The following is an 18,576-nucleotide window of genomic DNA, read 5'->3' as shown; positions in this document are numbered from 1 at the left end:
TTATAATTCTAAAGCGCGTTTAACGTCATTATCCATTAATAATTCTTCTGGATTTTCTAATGCCTCTTTAACAGCAACAAGGAAACCTACAGATTCTTTTCCATCAATAATTCTGTGGTCATAAGATAATGCCACATACATTATAGGTCTAATTTCAACGTGCCCATCAATAGCAACTGGACGCTCAACAATGTTGTGCATTCCTAAAATTGCAGATTGTGGAGGATTAATTATAGGAGTACTTAACATACTTCCAAATACGCCTCCGTTTGAGATTGTAAAAGTACCACCTGTCATTTCATCTACAGTAATTTTACCATCTCTTGCTTTTAAAGCCAGACGCTTTACTTCATCTTCTACGCCTCTAAAGCTTAAATTTTCTGTGTTTCTCATTACAGGTACCATTAAGCCTTTTGGTCCAGATACTGCAATAGATATATCCTTATAATCATAGGTAATCATTTCCTTACCTTCAATCATAGAATTTACAGCAGGATACATTTCTAATGCACGAACACAAGCAAGTGTAAAGAATGACATAAAGCCAAGACTTACGCCGTGTTTTGCTTTAAACTCTTCTTTATATTGTTTTCTCAAGCTAAAGATTGGAGACATATCTACTTCATTAAAAGTAGTAAGCATTGCTGTCTCATTTTTAGCAGAAACTAAACGCTCTGCTACTTTACGACGAAGCATAGATAATTTAGTGCGGCTTTCACCTCTTTTTCCATTTCCAGGAGAACCCATAGACGGTTTTGCCTTTACAGCATCATCTTTAGTTATGCGGCCGTCTCTTCCAGAGCCACTAACATCTTTAGAGTCCATTCCTTTTTCATCTAAGATTTTCTTAGCGGCAGGACTAGGAGATCCAGTTGCGTAGTTCTTATTATCTTGTTTCTGGTCTTGAGTACTAGGTTTAGAAGGTGTTTGCTTAAGAGCATCACCTTTTTCATTAGTATCCTCAGTTTTTTTATTTTGTTCTTTAAGGTCTTTTTCGGCATCGTCTCCGCTACCTTCATCACCACTAGCAGCCTTGTCATCACCACCAGGTTTTTTTGCATCTGTATCTATCAAGCATACAACTGCACCAACCTCGACAGCATCACCTTCTTCTGCTTTAAGTGTAATAATACCGCTTGCTTCAGCAGGAAGTTCTAGTGTTGCTTTGTCACTATCTACTTCTGCAATTGCTTGGTCTTTCTCAACATAGTCGCCATCTTCAACAAGCCACTGTGCGATTTCAACTTCGGTTATGGATTCGCCTGGTGAAGGCACTTTCATTTCTAAAGCCATAATGTGTTTATTTTAATCTTTATTGATTGTCTAGTGTTGTTCTTATTAATTTTCTTCGGAATTATTCAGGTCTTGTAAAAACATCTTCTATAACCTTAGCATGACGTTTCTTAAACCTTACTGAACTTCCTGCTGCAGGTGCACCATAAGGTCTTCTGCTGCATACTCTAAATGATTTTGCTTCATCTAAGTGCATTAAGATGTGGCTATAAGCTCCCATGTTTCTTGGTTCTTCTTGAGCCCAAACAACATCTTTTGCATTGCTGTATTTTTTCATAGCATTTCTCATCTCCTCTACGGGAAGTGGGAAAAGCTGTTCTACTCTTACAAATGCAATGTCATCTCTTTTATTATCATCGCGTTCTGCAGTAAGATCATAAAAGAATTTACCGGTGCAAAATACTAATGTTTTAACTTTTTTAGCGTCTGCCTCAACATCATCAATTGTCATTTGGAATGCTCCATTTGCAATTTCTTCTTTAGTAGACACTACTTTGGGGTGACGTAATAAACTTTTAGGTGTAAATACAATTAAAGGCTTTCTAAAATCTGTTTTCATTTGTCTTCTAAACAAATGATAAAGGTTTGCTGGCGTTGTACAATCTGCAACATACATATTGTCTTTAGCACATAATTGTAAGTAACGCTCCATTCTAGCCGATGAGTGTTCTGCACCTTGGCCTTCATAACCGTGTGGTAATAACATTACAAGACCATTTTGTAGTTTCCACTTGTCTTCTGCAGCAGAAATGTATTGGTCTAACATTATTTGAGCACCATTTGAGAAATCTCCAAATTGTGCTTCCCAGATAGTTAATGTTTTTGGGCTTGCCATGGCGTAACCGTAATCAAAACCTACAACAGCATATTCAGACAACAAAGAATTGTATATGTAGAAGTCACCTTGATCACCTTTTAAGTTGTTGAGCAATAAAATTTCTTCTTCACTCTCTTCAACTTTCACAACTGCATGACGGTGAGAGAATGTACCACGCTCAACATCTTGACCTGTCATCCTCACGTCATAACCTTCTTTTAAAAGCGTTCCGTAAGCTAAAAGCTCTCCCATTGCCCAATCGAGTTTGTTGTCCTCAAAATACATGGTTTTACGAGCCTCTATTAGCTTAGCAATCTTTCTTAGGAATTTTTTATCCTTAGGAAGTTCTGTAATTACCTCAGCAATTTCAGTAAGTTTTTCTAAATCATAAGTGGTATCAACCGGCGTCATCATCTCATCTTCTTGAGCATAATTAAAGCCTTCCCACTCATCTTTCATTATAGCGGTAATTTCTGTTTTGTCCTCTTTACGAGAATCCTCAAGATTTTCCTCTAATTTATTTTTATAATCTTGTTCAAGTTTTGTTACATAGCTATCATCTATAACGCCTTGAGATTTTAGCTTTTCAGCATAAATTTCTAAAGGGTTTTTGTGTTTAGAGATGGCTTTGTATAACTTAGGTTGTGTAAAGCGTGGTTCATCTCCTTCGTTATGGCCATATTTTCTATAACCTAAAAGATCTATAAACACATCGCGTTTAAACCTCATTCTAAAATCTAGCGCAAATAACATGGCGTGCACCACAGCTTCTGCATCGTCTGCATTAACGTGAAGTACAGGAGACAATGTTACTTTAGCAACATCTGTACAATAAGTTGATGAGCGGCCATCTAGGTAGTTAGTGGTAAACCCAATTTGATTGTTTACAACAATATGAATTGTACCATTAGTTTTATAGCCATCTAGCTGAGACATTTGTACTATTTCATAAACAATACCTTGTCCTGCAATTGCGGCATCACCGTGAACTACAATAGGTAATACTTTGCTAAAATCGTCTTTGTGATGGCGATCTTGTTTTGCACGTGTTATACCTTCAACAACTGCACCTACTGTTTCTAGGTGTGAAGGGTTTGGTGCTATATTTAAATTTATTTCTTTACCACTGTCGGTTTTTCTGCAGGCTGTCCATCCAAGGTGATATTTAACATCACCATCAAAAACTTCCTGTTCGTAATCTTTACCATCAAACTCACTAAAGATGTCTTTTGCGCTCTTTCCAAAAATGTTGGTAAGCGTGCTAAGGCGACCTCTATGCGCCATTCCCATAACAAAATCTTCAACACCTTGCTCTGCGGCATTTTCAATTAATGCATCTAAGGCAGGAATTAAACTTTCATTACCTTCTAATGAAAATCTTTTCTGGCCAACATATTTTCTGTGTAAGAATGATTCAAACGATACAGCTTCATTCAATTTTTTAAGAATGTGCTTTTTTTGATCGTTAGAAAACTCTGGGTGGTTGTCGTTAATATTTAACTTGTCCTGTATCCACTGTATTTCTTCGGGTTTTCTTACGTACATATATTCTACACCAATAGCTTCGCAATAAATGCGTTCTAGATGTGTAATAATGTCTCGCAAAGAAGCTTCGCCAATGCCAATAATATTACCAGCATTAAATTTAAGGTCTAAGTCTTGCTCAGAAAGTCCAAAGTTTGAAATATCTAGTGTTGGGACGTACTTACGTCTTTCCCTAACAGGATTTGTCTTAGTGAAAAGATGTCCTCTTGCTCTATAGCCATCAATTAGACGTATAACTTGAAACTCTTTTAAAACAGCATCTGGTGCTTGAGATGCAGATTTAGAGTTGCTAGTGTTAGCCTGAGTTGCTTCTATATCGCCACGTTCTTCTAATCCTAGGTCAAAACCTTGAAAGAAAGCGCGCCAGCTTGGCTCTACGCTATCTGGATATTTTAGGTACTGGTCGTAAAGGTCGGCAAAATAAGATGTATGTGCCGCGTTGAGAAATGAAAATTGATCCATAAAAGGAGTACTCTCGATTTTGTTTTAAAAACTAAGCAAAAATACAACAATTCAGGATAATAGACTTTTGAATTGCTATATTTATGAACTATTTAATAAAGCTTAACGCTATGAAACTCATTATTAACACTTTCTTTTCTTCAAAATTTAAGCTACTAATTGTGCTTTTGGTCATTTCTTGTGCAACACATGCACAGAGTGGATCTGGTTTTACAAACAATTTGAGAATAGGAGGAAGTCTTGGATTAGGATTTGGAGATGGCTTTTTTACCGCAAATCTGGCACCTTCTGTTATTTATGATATTAATAATTATTGGTCTGTAGGTACTGGTTTAAGTGGTAGCTATACATCTTTTGATGATGCGAGAGCTTATACAATAGGAGGAAGTGCATTGGCGTTTTTTAGACCAATATCCAACCTAAGGCTATCTTCTGAATTTGAGCAATTGTATGTAAATTTTAAACGTGAATTAGACGGTTCTACCTTTGAAAGAAATTATACCTATCCAGCATTGTTTTTAGGAATAGGGTATACCACAGGTAATTTAACTGCTGGTGTAAAATATGATGTGCTGTTTGATGAAGATGATAGTATTTATAGCAGTGCTCTTGTACCTTTTATTAGCGTGTATTTTTAATTAATGATTATGAAATATTTAATTATTCTAGTGTCTTTGTTTGTTTCAAATCATTTGGCATCACAGGAGATAAGTCTTTCTTTTATGGAAGGTGAGTGGAAAGTTTCTGATAAGGAAGTTTATGAAACCTGGAAGCCGTCTGATGCTAATATTTTAATAGGAGAAGCTTATACAGTTAAAGAGAATGGCTCTAAGAAAATAGCTGAACGTTTAGCTATACGAAAGGTTAAGAAAGATATTGTTTATTCTGCAATGGTACCAAACCAAAATGCAGGAAAGGCAATTGATTTTGTTTTAAATCAGATTGATGAGAACACGTATTCTTTTGAAAATCCAAATCACGATTTTCCTAAGAAGATTATCTATAAAAAAGTTTCAGACAGTGAACTGTTTGTAGTTGTACAAGGTAAAGATGTTACAGAGGCGTTTAATTACACACTTTTAAAGCAAACCAATTAGTAGTTGGCTTTATACCATACTTTCATCCAGCAACGTTTCAATATTAAGAACGAAATATCTTTTGAGAACTGTTCTAAATTTTCAGCTTTTAAATACTTTATAGAGTGTTCTGGTACATCTATGATATAAAGTAAATTTATATATGTAGAAGTGTCATACTGTAATAAATAGTATATTTTAGACTCTATACCATCTAAAAGAGAGTTTGGTGTTGTGCTTTCAATAGTATCAATTTCTAAGTCTACACTTGCCAAATTAAAATCTTTCTCAACTTGAACCACTAGATTCTTAAAAAGATTAAGAGAGGTAGCTTCTTCAAATAGATTAACAGCTGAAGATAAAGCTTCGGGTTTTTGCATTACACAGTTCTGTTCATAAGGATGTTTCCAAACTCAATAAGACCTTTCTTTTTGTCTTCTGAAATGCTAATATGGTCTAGGCACTCAAAAGCTTTTTTTGTGTATTTCTCAATTTCTTGTCTTGTAAGTTCAGATGCGCCACTATTTTCAAAAATTGTTTTTACAGTTTCTATTTTGTTTTCAGGTCGCTTTGGGCTTAAAGAGTAAAGGTGCTCAAGTTGTTTAGCATCTTCTTTAGTAGAGTTTTCAATAGCCTTTAAATAAAGGAATGTTTTTTTGTTTTCTATAATATCACCACCAACCTGCTTTCCAAATGTTTTTGGGTCGCCAAAGGCATCTAAATAATCGTCCTGTAATTGAAAAGCCAAGCCAAGCAAACAGCCAAACTCATATATTTTATCTTTGCAAGAGTCTTCTGCGTTTGCCACAATTGCTCCCATTTGTAATGCAGCACCCACTAAAACAGCAGTTTTAAATTCAATCATTTTAAGGTACTCTGGTATTGTAACATCATCTCTTGTTTCAAAGTCAATGTCATACTGTTGTCCTTCGCAAACTTCAATGGCAGTTTTTGTAAACAGTTTAGCAAGCTCTTTAAAGGTTGAGCCGTCGTAATTTTCAAAAAGCTGATAAGCATTTATGAGCATAGCATCTCCAGAAAGGATACCTGTATTTAAATCCCATTTTTCGTGCACAGTATCTTTGCCTCTTCGCAGTGGTGCGTCATCCATTATATCATCATGAACTAAGGAAAAGTTATGAAAAACTTCCACAGCTAAAGCAGCATCGAGTCCTTTTGTATAATCTTCACCAAAAATTTCTGTAGCCATAAGCACAAGAATAGGGCGTAATCGTTTTCCGCCAAGGTTAAGTATATAAGAAATAGGCTCGTATAAATTTTCAGGTTCTTTAACTGAAACTTTTGAGTTCATATGAGCAATGAATGCTTCGCGGTAGCTTGAAATTTCCTGCATCGAAATAAAAATTTTGTCAAAAATACTGCATTAAGGACGATTTAAAAGGATGACAATTGCAAAAGATTACTTAACAATACAATAACATAAACTTTGGAAACTATTTTTGTTTTTTAAGTTTCCTGTTGTACATTTGCAGCTTCAATATGAGAGAGACAATTTTAAATAAAGCAACAGAGCTATTCTTAGACCTAGGGTTTAAGAGTGTAACTATGGATGATATTGCTACAGAAATGGGCATATCAAAAAAAACCATTTATACCCATTTTAAAAACAAGAGTGTATTAGTTAAAGCAAGTACAGAAATATTGTTCCTAAGAATTTGTAGTGGTATAGATGGTGTAAGGAAAGAAAATCAAAACCCTATTGTGGAGTTGTACTCCATTAAGCAATATGTAATGAAGCATATGAAGAATCAAAACTCTTCTGCGCAATTTCAGCTTCAGAAATATTATCCGGCAGTTTATGCAGAAATGAGATCTAAGCAATATGACTATATGCAGGATTGTGTTGTCGAAAATCTAAATAAAGGCTTAGAGATGGGTCTTTACCGTGAAAATTTAGATGTAGAGTTTGCTTCACGAATTTACTTTCTTGGTATGGTAGGTATAAAGGATAATGATATGTTTCCAGCAGATCAATTCCCCATGATTACCCTTATGGAAAAATATTTAGAATACCACCTAAGAGGAATTGTAACCCAAAAAGGATTAAAAAAACTAACAGAAACAATTGAAAACTATACACCTAATGACTTATAGAATAGTAATGCTCCTGCTCTTTGTGAGTAGTGTGGCATTTTCACAAGAAGCCCCTAAATCCTACAGTTTTTCTTTAGAGGAAGCTGTAAATTATGCATTGGATAGCAGCTATACTGCAATTAATGCAAGACGAGATGTCGCCAAAGCTTTAAAGCAAAAATGGGAAACTACAGCAGACGGTTTGCCACAAATTAATGGCTCGGTAGATTATCAAAATCAATTAAAGCAACCTGTAACATTTATTCCTGCAGAGTTTTCTGGAGGAGAACCAGGAACCTTTACACCGGTAACCTTTGGTGCCAAACAATCTGCAAACTTAACAGCGACGTTAAGCCAAGTAATTTTTGATGGTTCTTATTTGGTAGCCCTTAAAGCCTCAACTGCATTTCTTGAATTTTCTGAAAATGCAAATGAGAAAACACGGTTAGAAGTAAGAAAAGGTGTAATTAACGCTTATGGTGGTGTGTTGCTAACAGAAGAAAGTGTAAGCATAGTAGAAAAAAACATAGATGCTATTACAGACAATCTCTCTGAAACACAAGCATTGTATGAAGAAGGCTTTGCAGAAGAGGAAGATGCAGAGCAATTACAGATCACAAAATTGCAATTAGAGAACCAATTGAGCAATACCAAACGACAGGCAGATATTGCAAAGCAAATGTTCAATTTAGCATTGGGTATTCCTGTAAGTGCACCTGTTGTATTTAAAGATGGTCTTGAGCAACTTACACTCGAAAATGTGAGTTTAGAGATTTCTGAGCAAGAACTGGCTGTAGAGGAAAATGTAGATTATAAAATTGCAGACAACCTAACCAAGCAAAGAGAGTTAGAGTTAAAACTTGAAAAAAGTAAGGCATTACCAAGCGTAAATGCATTTGTAAATTACGGTACACAAACTCAAGACGACGATTTTGTATTTTTTGATAGTGATACCAGATGGTTTCAGTCTTCAATATTTGGGGTGTCTATAAATGTCCCAATCTTTAGCTCTTTAAAACGAAGTGCTAGAACACAAAGAGCAGCAATTGCTTTAGATCAGGCTCAAACAGATTTAGAGCAAACAATTCAGCAAATTCAGTTAGACACAGATACAGCTCGTAGTGACTATCAGTTTGCTATAGAAAGTTACCAAACCGCTCAAAAAAATCTTGAGTTGGCAGAGCGAATAGAAAACAAAAACCAGATAAAATTTAGAGAAGGTATTTCTACAAGCTTTGATCTACGTCAAGCACAAACACAACTTTATAACGCCCAACAAGAACTCTTGCAAAGTATGGTAAATGTAATTACTACTAAAGCAGAGTTAGAAACGGTACTAAATACACCACAGCTAAGAGTGCCATATCAAGAAAGCAAGTAATTGCAATATTTAGAAAAAGACATACAGAAAACGAATCAACAGAAAACTATGAGATCTATATTAAAATTAATCGTATTAAGCCTTATCATCGTCTCTTGTGGTGGTAATAAAAATGAATCTGTAGATAGCCTTATTGCAGAAGGTAATATAGAGGCGCTTAAAGAGAAGAGAAGTGCTTTAAATGAAGAGCAGCGTACTGCTGCTATGCAAGTTAAGAAAATCGACTCAGTTCTAGAGTTAAAAAGCGGCAACAAGAATTTGCCTTTAGTATCTACTATCGTTGTAAAAGATACTTTATTTAACCACTATTTAGAGCTTCAAGGTAGTGTGGAAACTAAGCAGAATATTGTAATATCTCCAGAATACAATGGCCTTTTAGAGCGTATTTATGTAAAAGAAGGACAGCGTGTAAACAAAGGACAGCTACTTGCAAAAATAGATGATGGAGGTATTTCCCAGCAGCTTGCACAAATGGAAACACAGTTAGCTCTAGCTAAAACAACTTTTGAACGCCGCCAAAGACTTTGGGAGCAAAATATAGGTAGTGAAATTGAATACCTACAAGCTAAAGCTCAATATGAAGGACAACAAAACTCTGTTGCACAGATGAGAAGCCAAGTAGGTAAAACAACTATAAGAGCACCATTTTCTGGAACTATTGAAGATGTAATAGCAGAGCAAGGTACCGTAGTAGCATCTGGACAAACCCAAATAATGCGTTTGGTAAGTTTAGAAGACATGTATATAGAAGCAGAAATCCCTGAAGATTACTTAACATCTGTATCAGAAAACACACCGGTAACAATAAACTTCCCTATTCTTAATAAAACAGTAGACTCTAAGGTAAGACAAGCAAGTAATTACATAAGTCCCAGTAACAGAACGTTTAGAATAGAAGTGGCTGTGCCAAATAAAGACAAGTCTATAAAACCAAACCTAACTGCACGATTAAAGATTAATGATTACACTTCAGAAAAAGCACTACTTATACCACTAAGCGTTATTTCTGAAAATGCAGATGGTGAGCAATATGTTTATATAGCTGAAGGAGAAGATACACCAGTCGCAAAACGTCAAATTATTGAGACAGGACGTTCCCAAGGGCAAAATATCGAGGTGCTTTCAGGATTAAGTAACGGAGACTTTGTTATTAAAGAAGGTGCTCGTACAGTAAAAGAAGGCCAAGAGTTACAAATAAAAAATTAAGGATTGTTTTTAAAGCTCTTAGCAGAATTTACTATAGGCCTTTACAAAACCAACCAAATAATACTATAATATGAGCAGTAATAAAGCACAAAAAAATGCCGATAAGGAGTTTGGCATGTCGTCTTGGGCAATAGACAGTAAAACTACCATCTGGGTAATGATTGCCATTTTTCTTGCTCTAGGTGTTTCAGCATACTTTACGCTTCCTAGAGAAAGTTTTCCAGAAATTGAAGAAACCAAAGTATACATAAGCACGCCTTATCCAGGAAATACAGCAGAAGACATAGAGCGTCTCATTGTGGATCCTTTAGAGGATAGATTAAAAAACGTGAGTAATGTTGTCGAAATCATTTCAACAGCTCAAGAAGATTATGCTATAATTACTGTAGAGTTTGATGAAGAGATTACTGTTGAGCAAGCTAAAACTAAGGTAAAGGATGAGGTAGATGCAGAAAAAGCAAGTGAAGACTGGCCAACGTTTAATGATGCTAAAGTAGAGCCTAATGTTTTCGATTTAAATATAGCTGAAGAAACACCAATCCTTAATATTAATATTGAAGGTGATTATCAGGTAGAGCAACTTAAGGAATATGCAGAATACTTAGAAGATGAAATTGAAGACTTGCCGCAAATTAAGCAAGTAGACATTAGAGGTGCTCAAGAGAAAGAGGTTGAGGTAGCTGTAGATATTTATAAAATGATGGCTGCCCAAGTTAGTTTTGATGATATATTAAACGCTATTCGTGGTGGTAATATGACCATTAGTGCTGGTAACCTAATAAAAAGTGGACAGCGCCGTACTATTAGAGTTTTAGGTGAAATACAGTCTCCAGAACAACTTAATAATTTTGTTGTAAAATCTCAAAATGGAGCAGTTTACCTTAAAAACATAGCTAATGTAACGTTTAAGGAAGAAGATAATACCACCTATGCTAGAGAGTTTGGAGAGAGTGTAGTTATGCTAGACGTTAAAAAACGCTCTGGAAAAAATATGGTCGAAGCTGTAGACCAAATTAAAGTTATTGTTGAAGAGACAAAAGCAAATGTATTTCCACCAGATTTAAAGGTGACATTAGCTAATGATCAATCTGAGAAAACAATTAACCAAGTAGATGACCTTGTAAACAATATCATCTTTGGTATTATACTAGTAGTTACAGTATTAATGTTTTTCCTAGGGTTTAGAAATGCACTTTTTGTTGGGTTTGCAATTCCTATGTCTATGTTTATTGCATTCTTTATCCTTCAGCTATTAGGATATACTATGAATACCATGATTCTTTTCGCATTAATTATGGGGCTAGGTATGATGGTAGATAATGGTATTGTGGTAGTAGAAAACGTATACCGTCTTATGGATGAAGAAGGTATGAGCCGTATTGAAGCTGCTAAAAAAGGTATTGGAGAAATTGCTGTGCCAATTATCATTTCTACATTAACTACTGTTGCAGCATTTGTTCCGTTAGGAATGTGGCCAGGCGTTATGGGAGAGTTCATGAAATATTTCCCTATTACTTTATCTATAGTACTAGGCTCGTCTTTATTTGTGGCAATTTTCATGAACTCCATGTTAGTGTCTCAGTTTATGAGTACAGATGAAAAGATAATCTCAAAGAAATCACTAAGAAGAATTACGTTTATTGGGTTGCCGTTAGGATTGCTTGTATTTTTTGTTGGAGGTCCAGTAAGAGGTTTAGGTACATTAATGATTGTGACTATTATCTTGCTTTGGTTATATAAGTTCTTTATTAAAGGTTGGGCTATAAACTTTCAACGTAAAACCTTAGTAGCTTTAGAAAATAGATACAAGAGGTTTTTACAGTACGCCTTAAAAGGGCGTAGAGCTTGGGCATTTGCTGCAGGTACTTTTGGCTTGTTGTTTATTGTATTTATACTATTTGGAATATCTGTAGGAAGTGGTAGAACAAGTATTGAGTTCTTTCCTGATAATAAGCCTAACCAAATTATAGTATATATAGAATATCCTGAAGGAACAGATATCAAAAAAACTAATGAGATAGCTAAGGATATTGAAGAGCGTGTATATGCAGTACTGCAAGATGACATGTATATGGAAGACGGCAGAAATTATATGGTAGAGTCTGCTGTATCTCAAGTTGGAGAAGGAGCAGGTAACCCTCAAACAGATGGTGGTAATAGTGCAGAAATGCCACATAGGGCAAAAATTACTGCAACTATGCGAGAGTATAAGTTTAGAAAAGGTAAAGATTCTGAAGTCTTAAGACAGAAGGTTCAGGATACATTAGAAGGTGTATATCCTGGTGTTGCTATTTCTGTTGAAAAAGACTCAAATGGACCACCTGCAGGTTACCCAATTAACATTGAGCTAGAAGGACCAGATTACGATGAGCTAATCTTAGTGGCAGAACAAATGAAGAATTTCATTAATGCTTCAAATATAGAAGGTATAGCAGAGCTTAAGATAGATGTAAACCGAAGCAAGCCTGCTATGCAAGTTGTAGTAGATAGAGAGAAAGCAGGAGAGCTTGGTGTTACAACAGGACAAGTTGGTAACCAGTTAAGACGTTCTATTTTTGGAGATAAAGCTGGTGTTTATAAAAAGGATGGAGAAGATTATGATATCTATGTGAGGTTTAATGAAGATAATAGATATAATACTAGTGCTTTATTCAATCAAAATATAACATTTAGAGATCCTGCAACAGGGCAAATTAAGGAAATTCCAATTTCTGCAGTTGCTAAACAAAAAAACACATCATCTTTTAGTGCGATTAAACACAGAGATGCAGAACGTGTGGTTACAGTTTACTCTGCATTAGAACCTGGTTATACAGATGCTGCAGCTATTGTTGCGCAAATACAGGAGAAGATGAAAGAGTTTCAGGATTTGCCACAAGAAATTAAAATTGATTATACAGGGCAGATAGAAGAACAAAATAAACAAATGGCATTTTTAATGAGTGCGTTCTTTTCTGGACTGGGATTAATTATGTTAATCCTTGTATTCCAATTTGGATCAATTTCAAAACCAACAATAATTATGATTGCTATATTCCTAAGTTTAATAGGAGTGTTTGGCGGTATAATTATAACTGGAGCATCTTTCGTAATAATGATGACTATGATGGGGATAATTTCATTAGCAGGAATTGTTGTAAATAATGGCGTAGTATTATTAGATTATATCCAGATTCTTATAGATAGGCGCATGGTAAAATTAGGTATGAGTGATGGAGATTTATTACCTAGAGAAGAAATGACAGATATAATTATTGAAGCTGGTCGTGCAAGATTAAGACCTGTACTATTAACAGCAATAACTACTGTATTAGGTTTAATTCCATTAGCTATTGGTTTAAATATAGATTTCTTTGGCTTATTTGGTAGTCTAAATCCTGATGTATATATGGGTGGAGATAACGTTATATTCTGGGGTCCATTGGCAAAATCTGTAATATATGGACTTATTGTTGCTACCTTCTTAACACTAATTATAGTACCAGTATTATTTTATCTAGTACATAGAAATAAGCTTAGGTTTAGAAAGCGTTTTAATAAAGAAAAGCTTCACGATATACATCAATAAAATTAATTTCTAATAATGAAAAGGCCTGCAAATGCAGGCCTTTTTTATACTTATGTAAAAAGAAAAAGCCTTTAGAGAATATCTAAAGGCTTAATAATTTTATTTAATATTTTGGTTATGGGCGATCTCTTACAACTAGTGTTTTAGAGTTGTCCCAAGTTGTTACCTCAGCAATAGTATTGTTAGTATAATCTACTTCTGTTAAATTTCCATTATTCCAAAAAAACCATTTGCCAGTTTTTTCACCATTGGCATATTGCGCAACCGCGGTCTTCGCACCAGTCTTATCATAGGCAACCCACTTTCCGTGAAGTTTACCATCTTTATACGTGCCTTTTTGTTTAACTGCTCCATCTTCATAAAAAAAAGTTCCTTTAATTAAATCTCCTTGTTCTTCAAACTCAGGCTTTACATCTTGTGCAAATAGTGCGCCTGTAAACACTAGTGCTGTCATCATTAATAGCTTCTTCATAACCAAATTATTTATTATTACATAACAAAGATAACATATATTTTACATAAAAAACAAGTTTTGGTAACATTAAAGTAACATTAAAGCTTTAAAACACTGATTATGAAATGATTAAATATAAAAAAACCACTTCTGGGTAGAAGTGGTTTTAATATAATTCTATGAATTAATGATTTATGCTCCTGTATTTTCAGATAATGGAATATCAAATACATTAAATATTTGGTCTCCAGCTCGGTCTATTGGTAGCATATCAGACATGTTGTAACGTCTTAAGTCAAACATTCTGTGGTTTTCACTCCAAAGTGAATAACGACGTTGTCTTAGTAATTCTTCAGTTAAAGCATCTGTAGTAGTTGGTCCAGTATAATCACCAATATTACCAGACACATTTCTAACTACGTTTAGTGCAGTTACTGCATCACCAGGACTTCCAGCTAAGATACTTGCTTCAGCATATAGTAAAATAAGCTCTTCGTTTCTTAAGATATCTATAGGAGAAACATTTGTAGCGTATAAACGTGTTTCAAAATCTCCAGTTAACTCATCCTGAGTAGATGGATCTGGTCTTAAAGCAGTCTTACGTTCTACTCTTGCATCACCAGGCGTTGCATCTGCAATAAAGCTTGGGTGTACAACTATTTGGTCACCATTATTTGGGTTTTCCGGAGTAGATGGACCTCTAAAAACAGGATTAGTTTGGTCATTAGCTTGTTGAGAAAACACATGCTTTGGTCCTGCATTTAGCTCCTCTAAAGTTGTTGCATCTAGGTTTAAAGAAGAACTTGCAAGTGCTGTTAGTGCGCCGTTACCGTCGCCAGCATATACAGCAGCTAAAGCAGCTACACCTCTATTAAATTCCTGAAAATCAGAAACACTAGTGCTAAAACCAGCTAAAGGGAAAATAAAACTTGTACCGGCATTAGATAAATTAGTGTTAGCTTCTTCTAATAAAGCTCTAACATCTGCTATTGCAGCATTAAAATCTAAAATAGGACCTAAGTTTAATTCATCTGCAACATCAGTTCTTGCCATTCCGTAAGACTTAAGTATTTGTATAAGCTCGTATGCTTGAATTGTTTTTGCAAAACCAGCATAACCATTACGTTCTGTGTCATCTATAGACTCAGTGTTGTCAATAGCATTTAGTAGGATGTTAGTGTTTTTTATAGCACGGTAGTTACCATTCCATTGAGAAACACTATAAAATGAATTGTTATCTAAACCAATTCCGTTTTTTCCTAATAAATCTCCTGTGTTACGAGGATCTGCATCAAAAAGATACAATTCTCTAGCCATAGTTCCGCTTGCTGTAGTTTCTACACCAAGGCCATTACGAGTAGTAGACTCTATACCAACAACTAATTCGTTTAGTTGTCCTATTGTTGCATTTTCTTGTACACCACCTAAACTTGGGGCGTTAGGATCAACGACTTCGTCGAACTCACAAGAACCAAAGGTCATTGCCGCTAGAGCAACTGTTCCTATGATTGAAATTTTCTTAAAAATATTTTTCATAATTACTTTTTATTAAAATGATACGTTAAAGTGGAAGTAAAATTGACGTGAACTTGGGAAAGGAGTTACCTCAATACCACTTGATAGGCCAGCACCACCATTTACAGAAACTTCTGGGTCGTAACTAGAGTAATCTGTAATTGTAAAGATGTTTCTCGCAGATAAACCAAATTTTACGGTATCTACTGTTTCGCCAAATATGTTGTTTACAGTTGCACTTGGCAGTCTGTAATACACAGCAGCTTCTCTTAATCTTACGTAACCAGCAGGCTCAACAAAACGTAATGCGTTTGCAGGTTGCCCTAATCTGTCTTGTCCTTCTGGAGTTTCTAAATCTGGAGATGTTTGTCCTAAATCTGTAAGGAATCTAGAAAGGTTAAGGTTTTCACCACCTTTTTTCCATTGTAATAGGAAAGATACATCTACATTATTAAATAACGTTAAGCTGTTATTAAATGCCATTTGGAAATCTGGCTCTACGTTACCTACTTGTAATAGCTCACCATCTACACGACCAACAAGTTGTGTTACAGGTTGTCCTTCTTCAATATAAAAAGTACCTAAACCAGTACCAAAACCAGCACCTGGCTGAGCAAATGCAGGAACATCTAAGCGTGTTACTTCAGAACGGTTAAGGTAAAATTGAACACCTGTATTCCATTTAAAGTTTTCAGTATCTACAACATCAGATCTTACAGCTAATTCTATACCTTCATTCATAAGGTCTGCTAAGTTTGTAGTTTCTGTTGTAAAACCAGAAGATGCAGGAAGTGATCTAGAAAGAATAAGATCATCTACATTCTTGTTGTAATACGTTGCCTCTAAGTTAATACGGTTGTTTAAGAAGCCCATATCAAAACCTATTTCAAATTCTGAAGCTGTTTCTGGCTCAACATCTGGATCTCCTCTTAAGCCTCCTAAAGACTGTCCAGAGTTTCCTCCAATGTTACTAGATCCTAAACTTGTAAAAGTAGCTCCAAATCCTGCAGGCGCACCTGTTTCACCATAAGCAGCTCTAAGCTTAAACTGGTTGATAGAATCTATGTTCCAAAAGTCAAAGTTATTTAAGTTAACAGCAACAGAAGCTTTTGGGAATCCATAAAATTTATTTGGGTCACCATTTCTAGAAGACTTATCTAATCTATACCCTAAGGTAGCAATTACTTGGTCTTTATAGTTACCTTCAACTTGTCCAAAATATCCAAAATCTCTTTCGTCTGAAACAAACTGAATAATACTTTGGTTTACAGATTGAGATACATTTGTTTGTCCAGCAGCTAATTGAGAACCAATACTATTTACAAGGTTAGATTGTTGTTGTAAGTATGTTGTACCTAATTGTGTAGTTAAACCTAAGTCTCCTTCCATAGCATCGTGATTCCATATCGCAATAGCTTGAGTGTTAATTTGCGTAAAGTTGTTTTTACCTTGTGCAACAAAACCAAGTTGACCACTAGCAATTTGTCCTTGGTGATCTTCTGGAACGTAAACATAAGTTTGGTTAGCTAAATAATCTAAACCACCACTTAATACTAATTTTACACGGTTTACATCGTCCGTATATAACTTAGTGTTTAAAGTAAGACCTTGTATAATTCTATCATTTTGGTCTTCGTTTGTAGCTCTATCTCTTGTGTCTAATGGGTTACCAGGATAGTTAGGGTTGTTAGGATAGTTTCCATTTTCATCTGGGAAAAGGTTGTTCCAAGGTCTTGTAAATGCTAAAGTGTACCCATAAGATAAACCACCTTCATTTTCATTACCTGTAAAACTACGTGAAGAGTTACTTCTTACATAGTTTGTAGTAGATGTAAAGTCGAAAACATCAGAAAGTTTGTGATCTACGTTAGTTCTAATAGAAAAACGATCAAAACCAGTACGCTTTATAATACCTTCTTCATCTCTGTAAGACCCACCAACGTAAAAGCTTGTTTTTTCATTACCTCCTGTAGCACTTAATGCTGTTTCTGTAATTATACCAGTCTCACCATAAATAATATCTTCATAATCGTATAAAGAACCATTTGCTGCAAGTGTAGCATCGTATTTTAGAGCTTCATCTTCACCAAAAGTATCTACTACAGATTGTCTTGTCCAAGGTCTTAAACCTAAAGGATTAGCAATTCTTGTAATACCAACATCTTGCTTAAAGTTAATTTTTGTTTTTCCAGTCTTACCTCTTTTAGTTGTAATAATAATTACACCGGCATTACCACGTTGTCCATAAATAGCAGCTGCAGAAGACCCTTTAAGTATTTCGATATCTTCAATATCGTTTGGATCGATATCTGCAAGACGGTTTGAAGAGTTTTCCTCGTTTCCACGATTTGCACCAGATGCAAAACGTAATCCAGAAGGAATCTCAACATTGTTTATATATACACCATCTACAATAATAAGTGGTTGGTTGTTACCGTTAATTGAAGAAATACCACGTAAACGTAGTGCGAAACCTCCACCTGGCGCACCAGAAGAAGATGTAATATTTACACCTGTAACTTTACCATAAAGTGCACCATCTACACTAGTTTGTCCAGTAGTTCCCACAAGTTCCTCGGCAGATACTGTAGAAACTGCATTGGCAAGGTTTTTACGTTTTACAGATGTTCCTAGTCCTGTAACTACAACCTCATCAAGTGCAGCAGCAGACTCTTCTAATGAAGCATTAACAGTTCCTGCAGATGAGACAGAAATCTCTTGGGTGGTAAACCCTAATGAAGAAAAAACCAGAGTTGCAGGTGTAGCTCTTAGTTCTATAGTATAATTACCATCAATGTCGCTCACTGCGCCATTGTTTGTTCCTTTTTCGATAACGTTTACAAAAGGAACGGTTTCTCCTGATCCTGCTTTAGTTATTTTTCCCGTAACCGTCTGTGCGACCATAGCTAAAGGAAAGATAAGCAGTACAAGCAAAATCAATTTTTTGCTAAAATACAAGTGTTTCATAATGAATTGGATTTGATTAATATGTGACGAATGTAGAAAATACATAAGCGAATATAATGCATTTGTTAAATATTTAACAAATAGAAACGTTCATTGTTCTAAAAACAAGGTGTAAGTGCAATTAGTGAGAAACAACTATTAAAATATGCAATATTTTTGTTAAATTGTAAAATCTAGCTGCAGTTTAAAGAGATTATC

General features: G+C 35.2%; 13 protein-coding genes. 6 read left to right on the top strand and 7 right to left on the bottom strand.

The genetic code is table 11. The annotated features are described in order from the left end of the window. Together odhB and CA2559_RS02020 are read right to left on the bottom strand one after the other, a co-directional pair. Positions 1-1,293: a 2-oxoglutarate dehydrogenase complex dihydrolipoyllysine-residue succinyltransferase gene (gene odhB / locus CA2559_RS02025; RefSeq protein WP_013186168.1), complete on the bottom strand. Its 1,293-nt coding sequence runs from the start codon at positions 1,291-1,293 to the stop codon at positions 1-3. 61 nt (positions 1,294-1,354) lie between these two features. Then, positions 1,355-4,117, bottom strand: coding sequence for a 2-oxoglutarate dehydrogenase E1 component (locus tag CA2559_RS02020; protein ID WP_013186167.1), 2,763 nt, complete (start codon positions 4,115-4,117; stop codon positions 1,355-1,357). A 110-nt stretch (positions 4,118-4,227) separates the two neighbouring features. On the opposite strand from CA2559_RS02020, the gene CA2559_RS02015 reads away from it, so the two are divergent. Together CA2559_RS02015 and CA2559_RS02010 are read left to right on the top strand one after the other, a co-directional pair. Continuing rightward, positions 4,228-4,755, top strand: coding sequence for an alpha-ketoglutarate decarboxylase (locus CA2559_RS02015; protein ID WP_238524721.1), 528 nt, complete (start codon positions 4,228-4,230; stop codon positions 4,753-4,755). 9 nt (positions 4,756-4,764) lie between these two features. Further along, positions 4,765-5,214 carry a DUF6265 family protein gene (locus CA2559_RS02010; RefSeq protein ID WP_148232766.1) on the top strand — a complete coding sequence of 150 codons (450 nt, stop codon included), beginning with the start codon at positions 4,765-4,767 and terminating at the stop codon, positions 5,212-5,214. Here CA2559_RS02010 and CA2559_RS02005 read toward each other — a convergent pair. Together CA2559_RS02005 and CA2559_RS02000 are read right to left on the bottom strand one after the other, a co-directional pair. Next, positions 5,211-5,573, bottom strand: coding sequence for a hypothetical protein (locus tag CA2559_RS02005; RefSeq protein ID WP_013186164.1), 363 nt, complete (start codon positions 5,571-5,573; stop codon positions 5,211-5,213). The genes CA2559_RS02010 and CA2559_RS02005 overlap by 4 nt on opposite strands. Then, positions 5,573-6,547: a polyprenyl synthetase family protein gene (locus CA2559_RS02000; protein WP_013186163.1), complete on the bottom strand. Its 975-nt coding sequence runs from the start codon at positions 6,545-6,547 to the stop codon at positions 5,573-5,575. Before CA2559_RS02000 ends, CA2559_RS02005 begins: the two co-directional genes overlap by 1 nt. A gap of 146 nt (positions 6,548-6,693) precedes the next feature. Here CA2559_RS02000 and CA2559_RS01995 point away from each other — a divergent pair, with 146 nt between their 5' ends. The 4 genes from CA2559_RS01995 (at position 6,694) to CA2559_RS01980 (ending at position 13,442) form a co-directional block, all read left to right on the top strand. Next, a complete protein-coding gene (locus CA2559_RS01995) occupies positions 6,694-7,308 on the top strand; it encodes a TetR/AcrR family transcriptional regulator (protein WP_013186162.1) in 615 nt (204 codons plus the stop codon). Next, the gene (locus CA2559_RS01990; RefSeq protein WP_013186161.1) at positions 7,298-8,668 is read left to right on the top strand and encodes a TolC family protein; all 1,371 of its coding nucleotides are present in this window, start codon (positions 7,298-7,300) and stop codon (positions 8,666-8,668) included. The genes CA2559_RS01995 and CA2559_RS01990 overlap by 11 nt, the downstream gene beginning before the upstream one ends. A 48-nt stretch (positions 8,669-8,716) precedes the next feature. After that, positions 8,717-9,874: an efflux RND transporter periplasmic adaptor subunit gene (locus CA2559_RS01985; RefSeq protein WP_041240853.1), complete on the top strand. Its 1,158-nt coding sequence runs from the start codon at positions 8,717-8,719 to the stop codon at positions 9,872-9,874. 70 nt (positions 9,875-9,944) lie between these two features. Then, positions 9,945-13,442, top strand: a complete 3,498-nt coding sequence (locus CA2559_RS01980) for an efflux RND transporter permease subunit (protein ID WP_013186159.1) — start codon at positions 9,945-9,947, stop codon at positions 13,440-13,442. Between the two features lie 115 nt (positions 13,443-13,557). Here the strand turns inward: CA2559_RS01980 and CA2559_RS01975 are convergent, their stop codons facing one another. From CA2559_RS01975 to CA2559_RS01965, 3 genes are all read right to left on the bottom strand, one after another. Further along, a complete protein-coding gene (locus tag CA2559_RS01975) occupies positions 13,558-13,914 on the bottom strand; it encodes a toxin-antitoxin system YwqK family antitoxin (RefSeq protein ID WP_041240852.1) in 357 nt (118 codons plus the stop codon). Between the two features lie 174 nt (positions 13,915-14,088). After that, positions 14,089-15,432: a RagB/SusD family nutrient uptake outer membrane protein gene (locus CA2559_RS01970; protein ID WP_013186157.1), complete on the bottom strand. Its 1,344-nt coding sequence runs from the start codon at positions 15,430-15,432 to the stop codon at positions 14,089-14,091. A gap of 12 nt (positions 15,433-15,444) precedes the next feature. Then, a complete protein-coding gene (locus CA2559_RS01965) occupies positions 15,445-18,315 on the bottom strand; it encodes a SusC/RagA family TonB-linked outer membrane protein (RefSeq protein ID WP_238524720.1) in 2,871 nt (956 codons plus the stop codon). Between the last annotated feature and the right edge of the window lie 261 nt (positions 18,316-18,576).

The sequence above is a fragment of the Croceibacter atlanticus HTCC2559 genome, assembly GCF_000196315.1.
GTDB lineage: Bacteria > Bacteroidota > Bacteroidia > Flavobacteriales > Flavobacteriaceae > Croceibacter > Croceibacter atlanticus.
The sequence above is the reverse complement of the archived record's forward strand: the minus strand, read 5'-3'. Positions and strand labels throughout refer to the sequence as shown.

Bases quoted from the DNA above. Each gene is read 5' to 3' on its own strand.
- CA2559_RS01965 (WP_238524720.1), bottom strand. From the start codon at position 18,315: ATGGTCGCACAGACGGTTACGGGAAAAATAACTAAAGCAGGATCAGGA.
- CA2559_RS02000 (WP_013186163.1), bottom strand. From the start codon at position 6,547: ATGCAGGAAATTTCAAGCTACCGCGAAGCATTCATTGCTCATATGAAC.
- CA2559_RS02020 (WP_013186167.1), bottom strand. From the start codon at position 4,117: ATGGATCAATTTTCATTTCTCAACGCGGCACATACATCTTATTTTGCC.
- CA2559_RS02015 (WP_238524721.1), top strand. From the start codon at position 4,228: ATGAAACTCATTATTAACACTTTCTTTTCTTCAAAATTTAAGCTACTA.
- CA2559_RS01975 (WP_041240852.1), bottom strand. From the start codon at position 13,914: ATGAAGAAGCTATTAATGATGACAGCACTAGTGTTTACAGGCGCACTA.
- odhB (WP_013186168.1), bottom strand. From the start codon at position 1,293: ATGGCTTTAGAAATGAAAGTGCCTTCACCAGGCGAATCCATAACCGAA.
- CA2559_RS01980 (WP_013186159.1), top strand. From the start codon at position 9,945: ATGAGCAGTAATAAAGCACAAAAAAATGCCGATAAGGAGTTTGGCATG.
- CA2559_RS02010 (WP_148232766.1), top strand. From the start codon at position 4,765: ATGAAATATTTAATTATTCTAGTGTCTTTGTTTGTTTCAAATCATTTG.
- CA2559_RS01995 (WP_013186162.1), top strand. From the start codon at position 6,694: ATGAGAGAGACAATTTTAAATAAAGCAACAGAGCTATTCTTAGACCTA.
- CA2559_RS01990 (WP_013186161.1), top strand. From the start codon at position 7,298: ATGACTTATAGAATAGTAATGCTCCTGCTCTTTGTGAGTAGTGTGGCA.
- CA2559_RS01985 (WP_041240853.1), top strand. From the start codon at position 8,717: ATGAGATCTATATTAAAATTAATCGTATTAAGCCTTATCATCGTCTCT.
- CA2559_RS01970 (WP_013186157.1), bottom strand. From the start codon at position 15,432: ATGAAAAATATTTTTAAGAAAATTTCAATCATAGGAACAGTTGCTCTA.
- CA2559_RS02005 (WP_013186164.1), bottom strand. From the start codon at position 5,573: ATGCAAAAACCCGAAGCTTTATCTTCAGCTGTTAATCTATTTGAAGAA.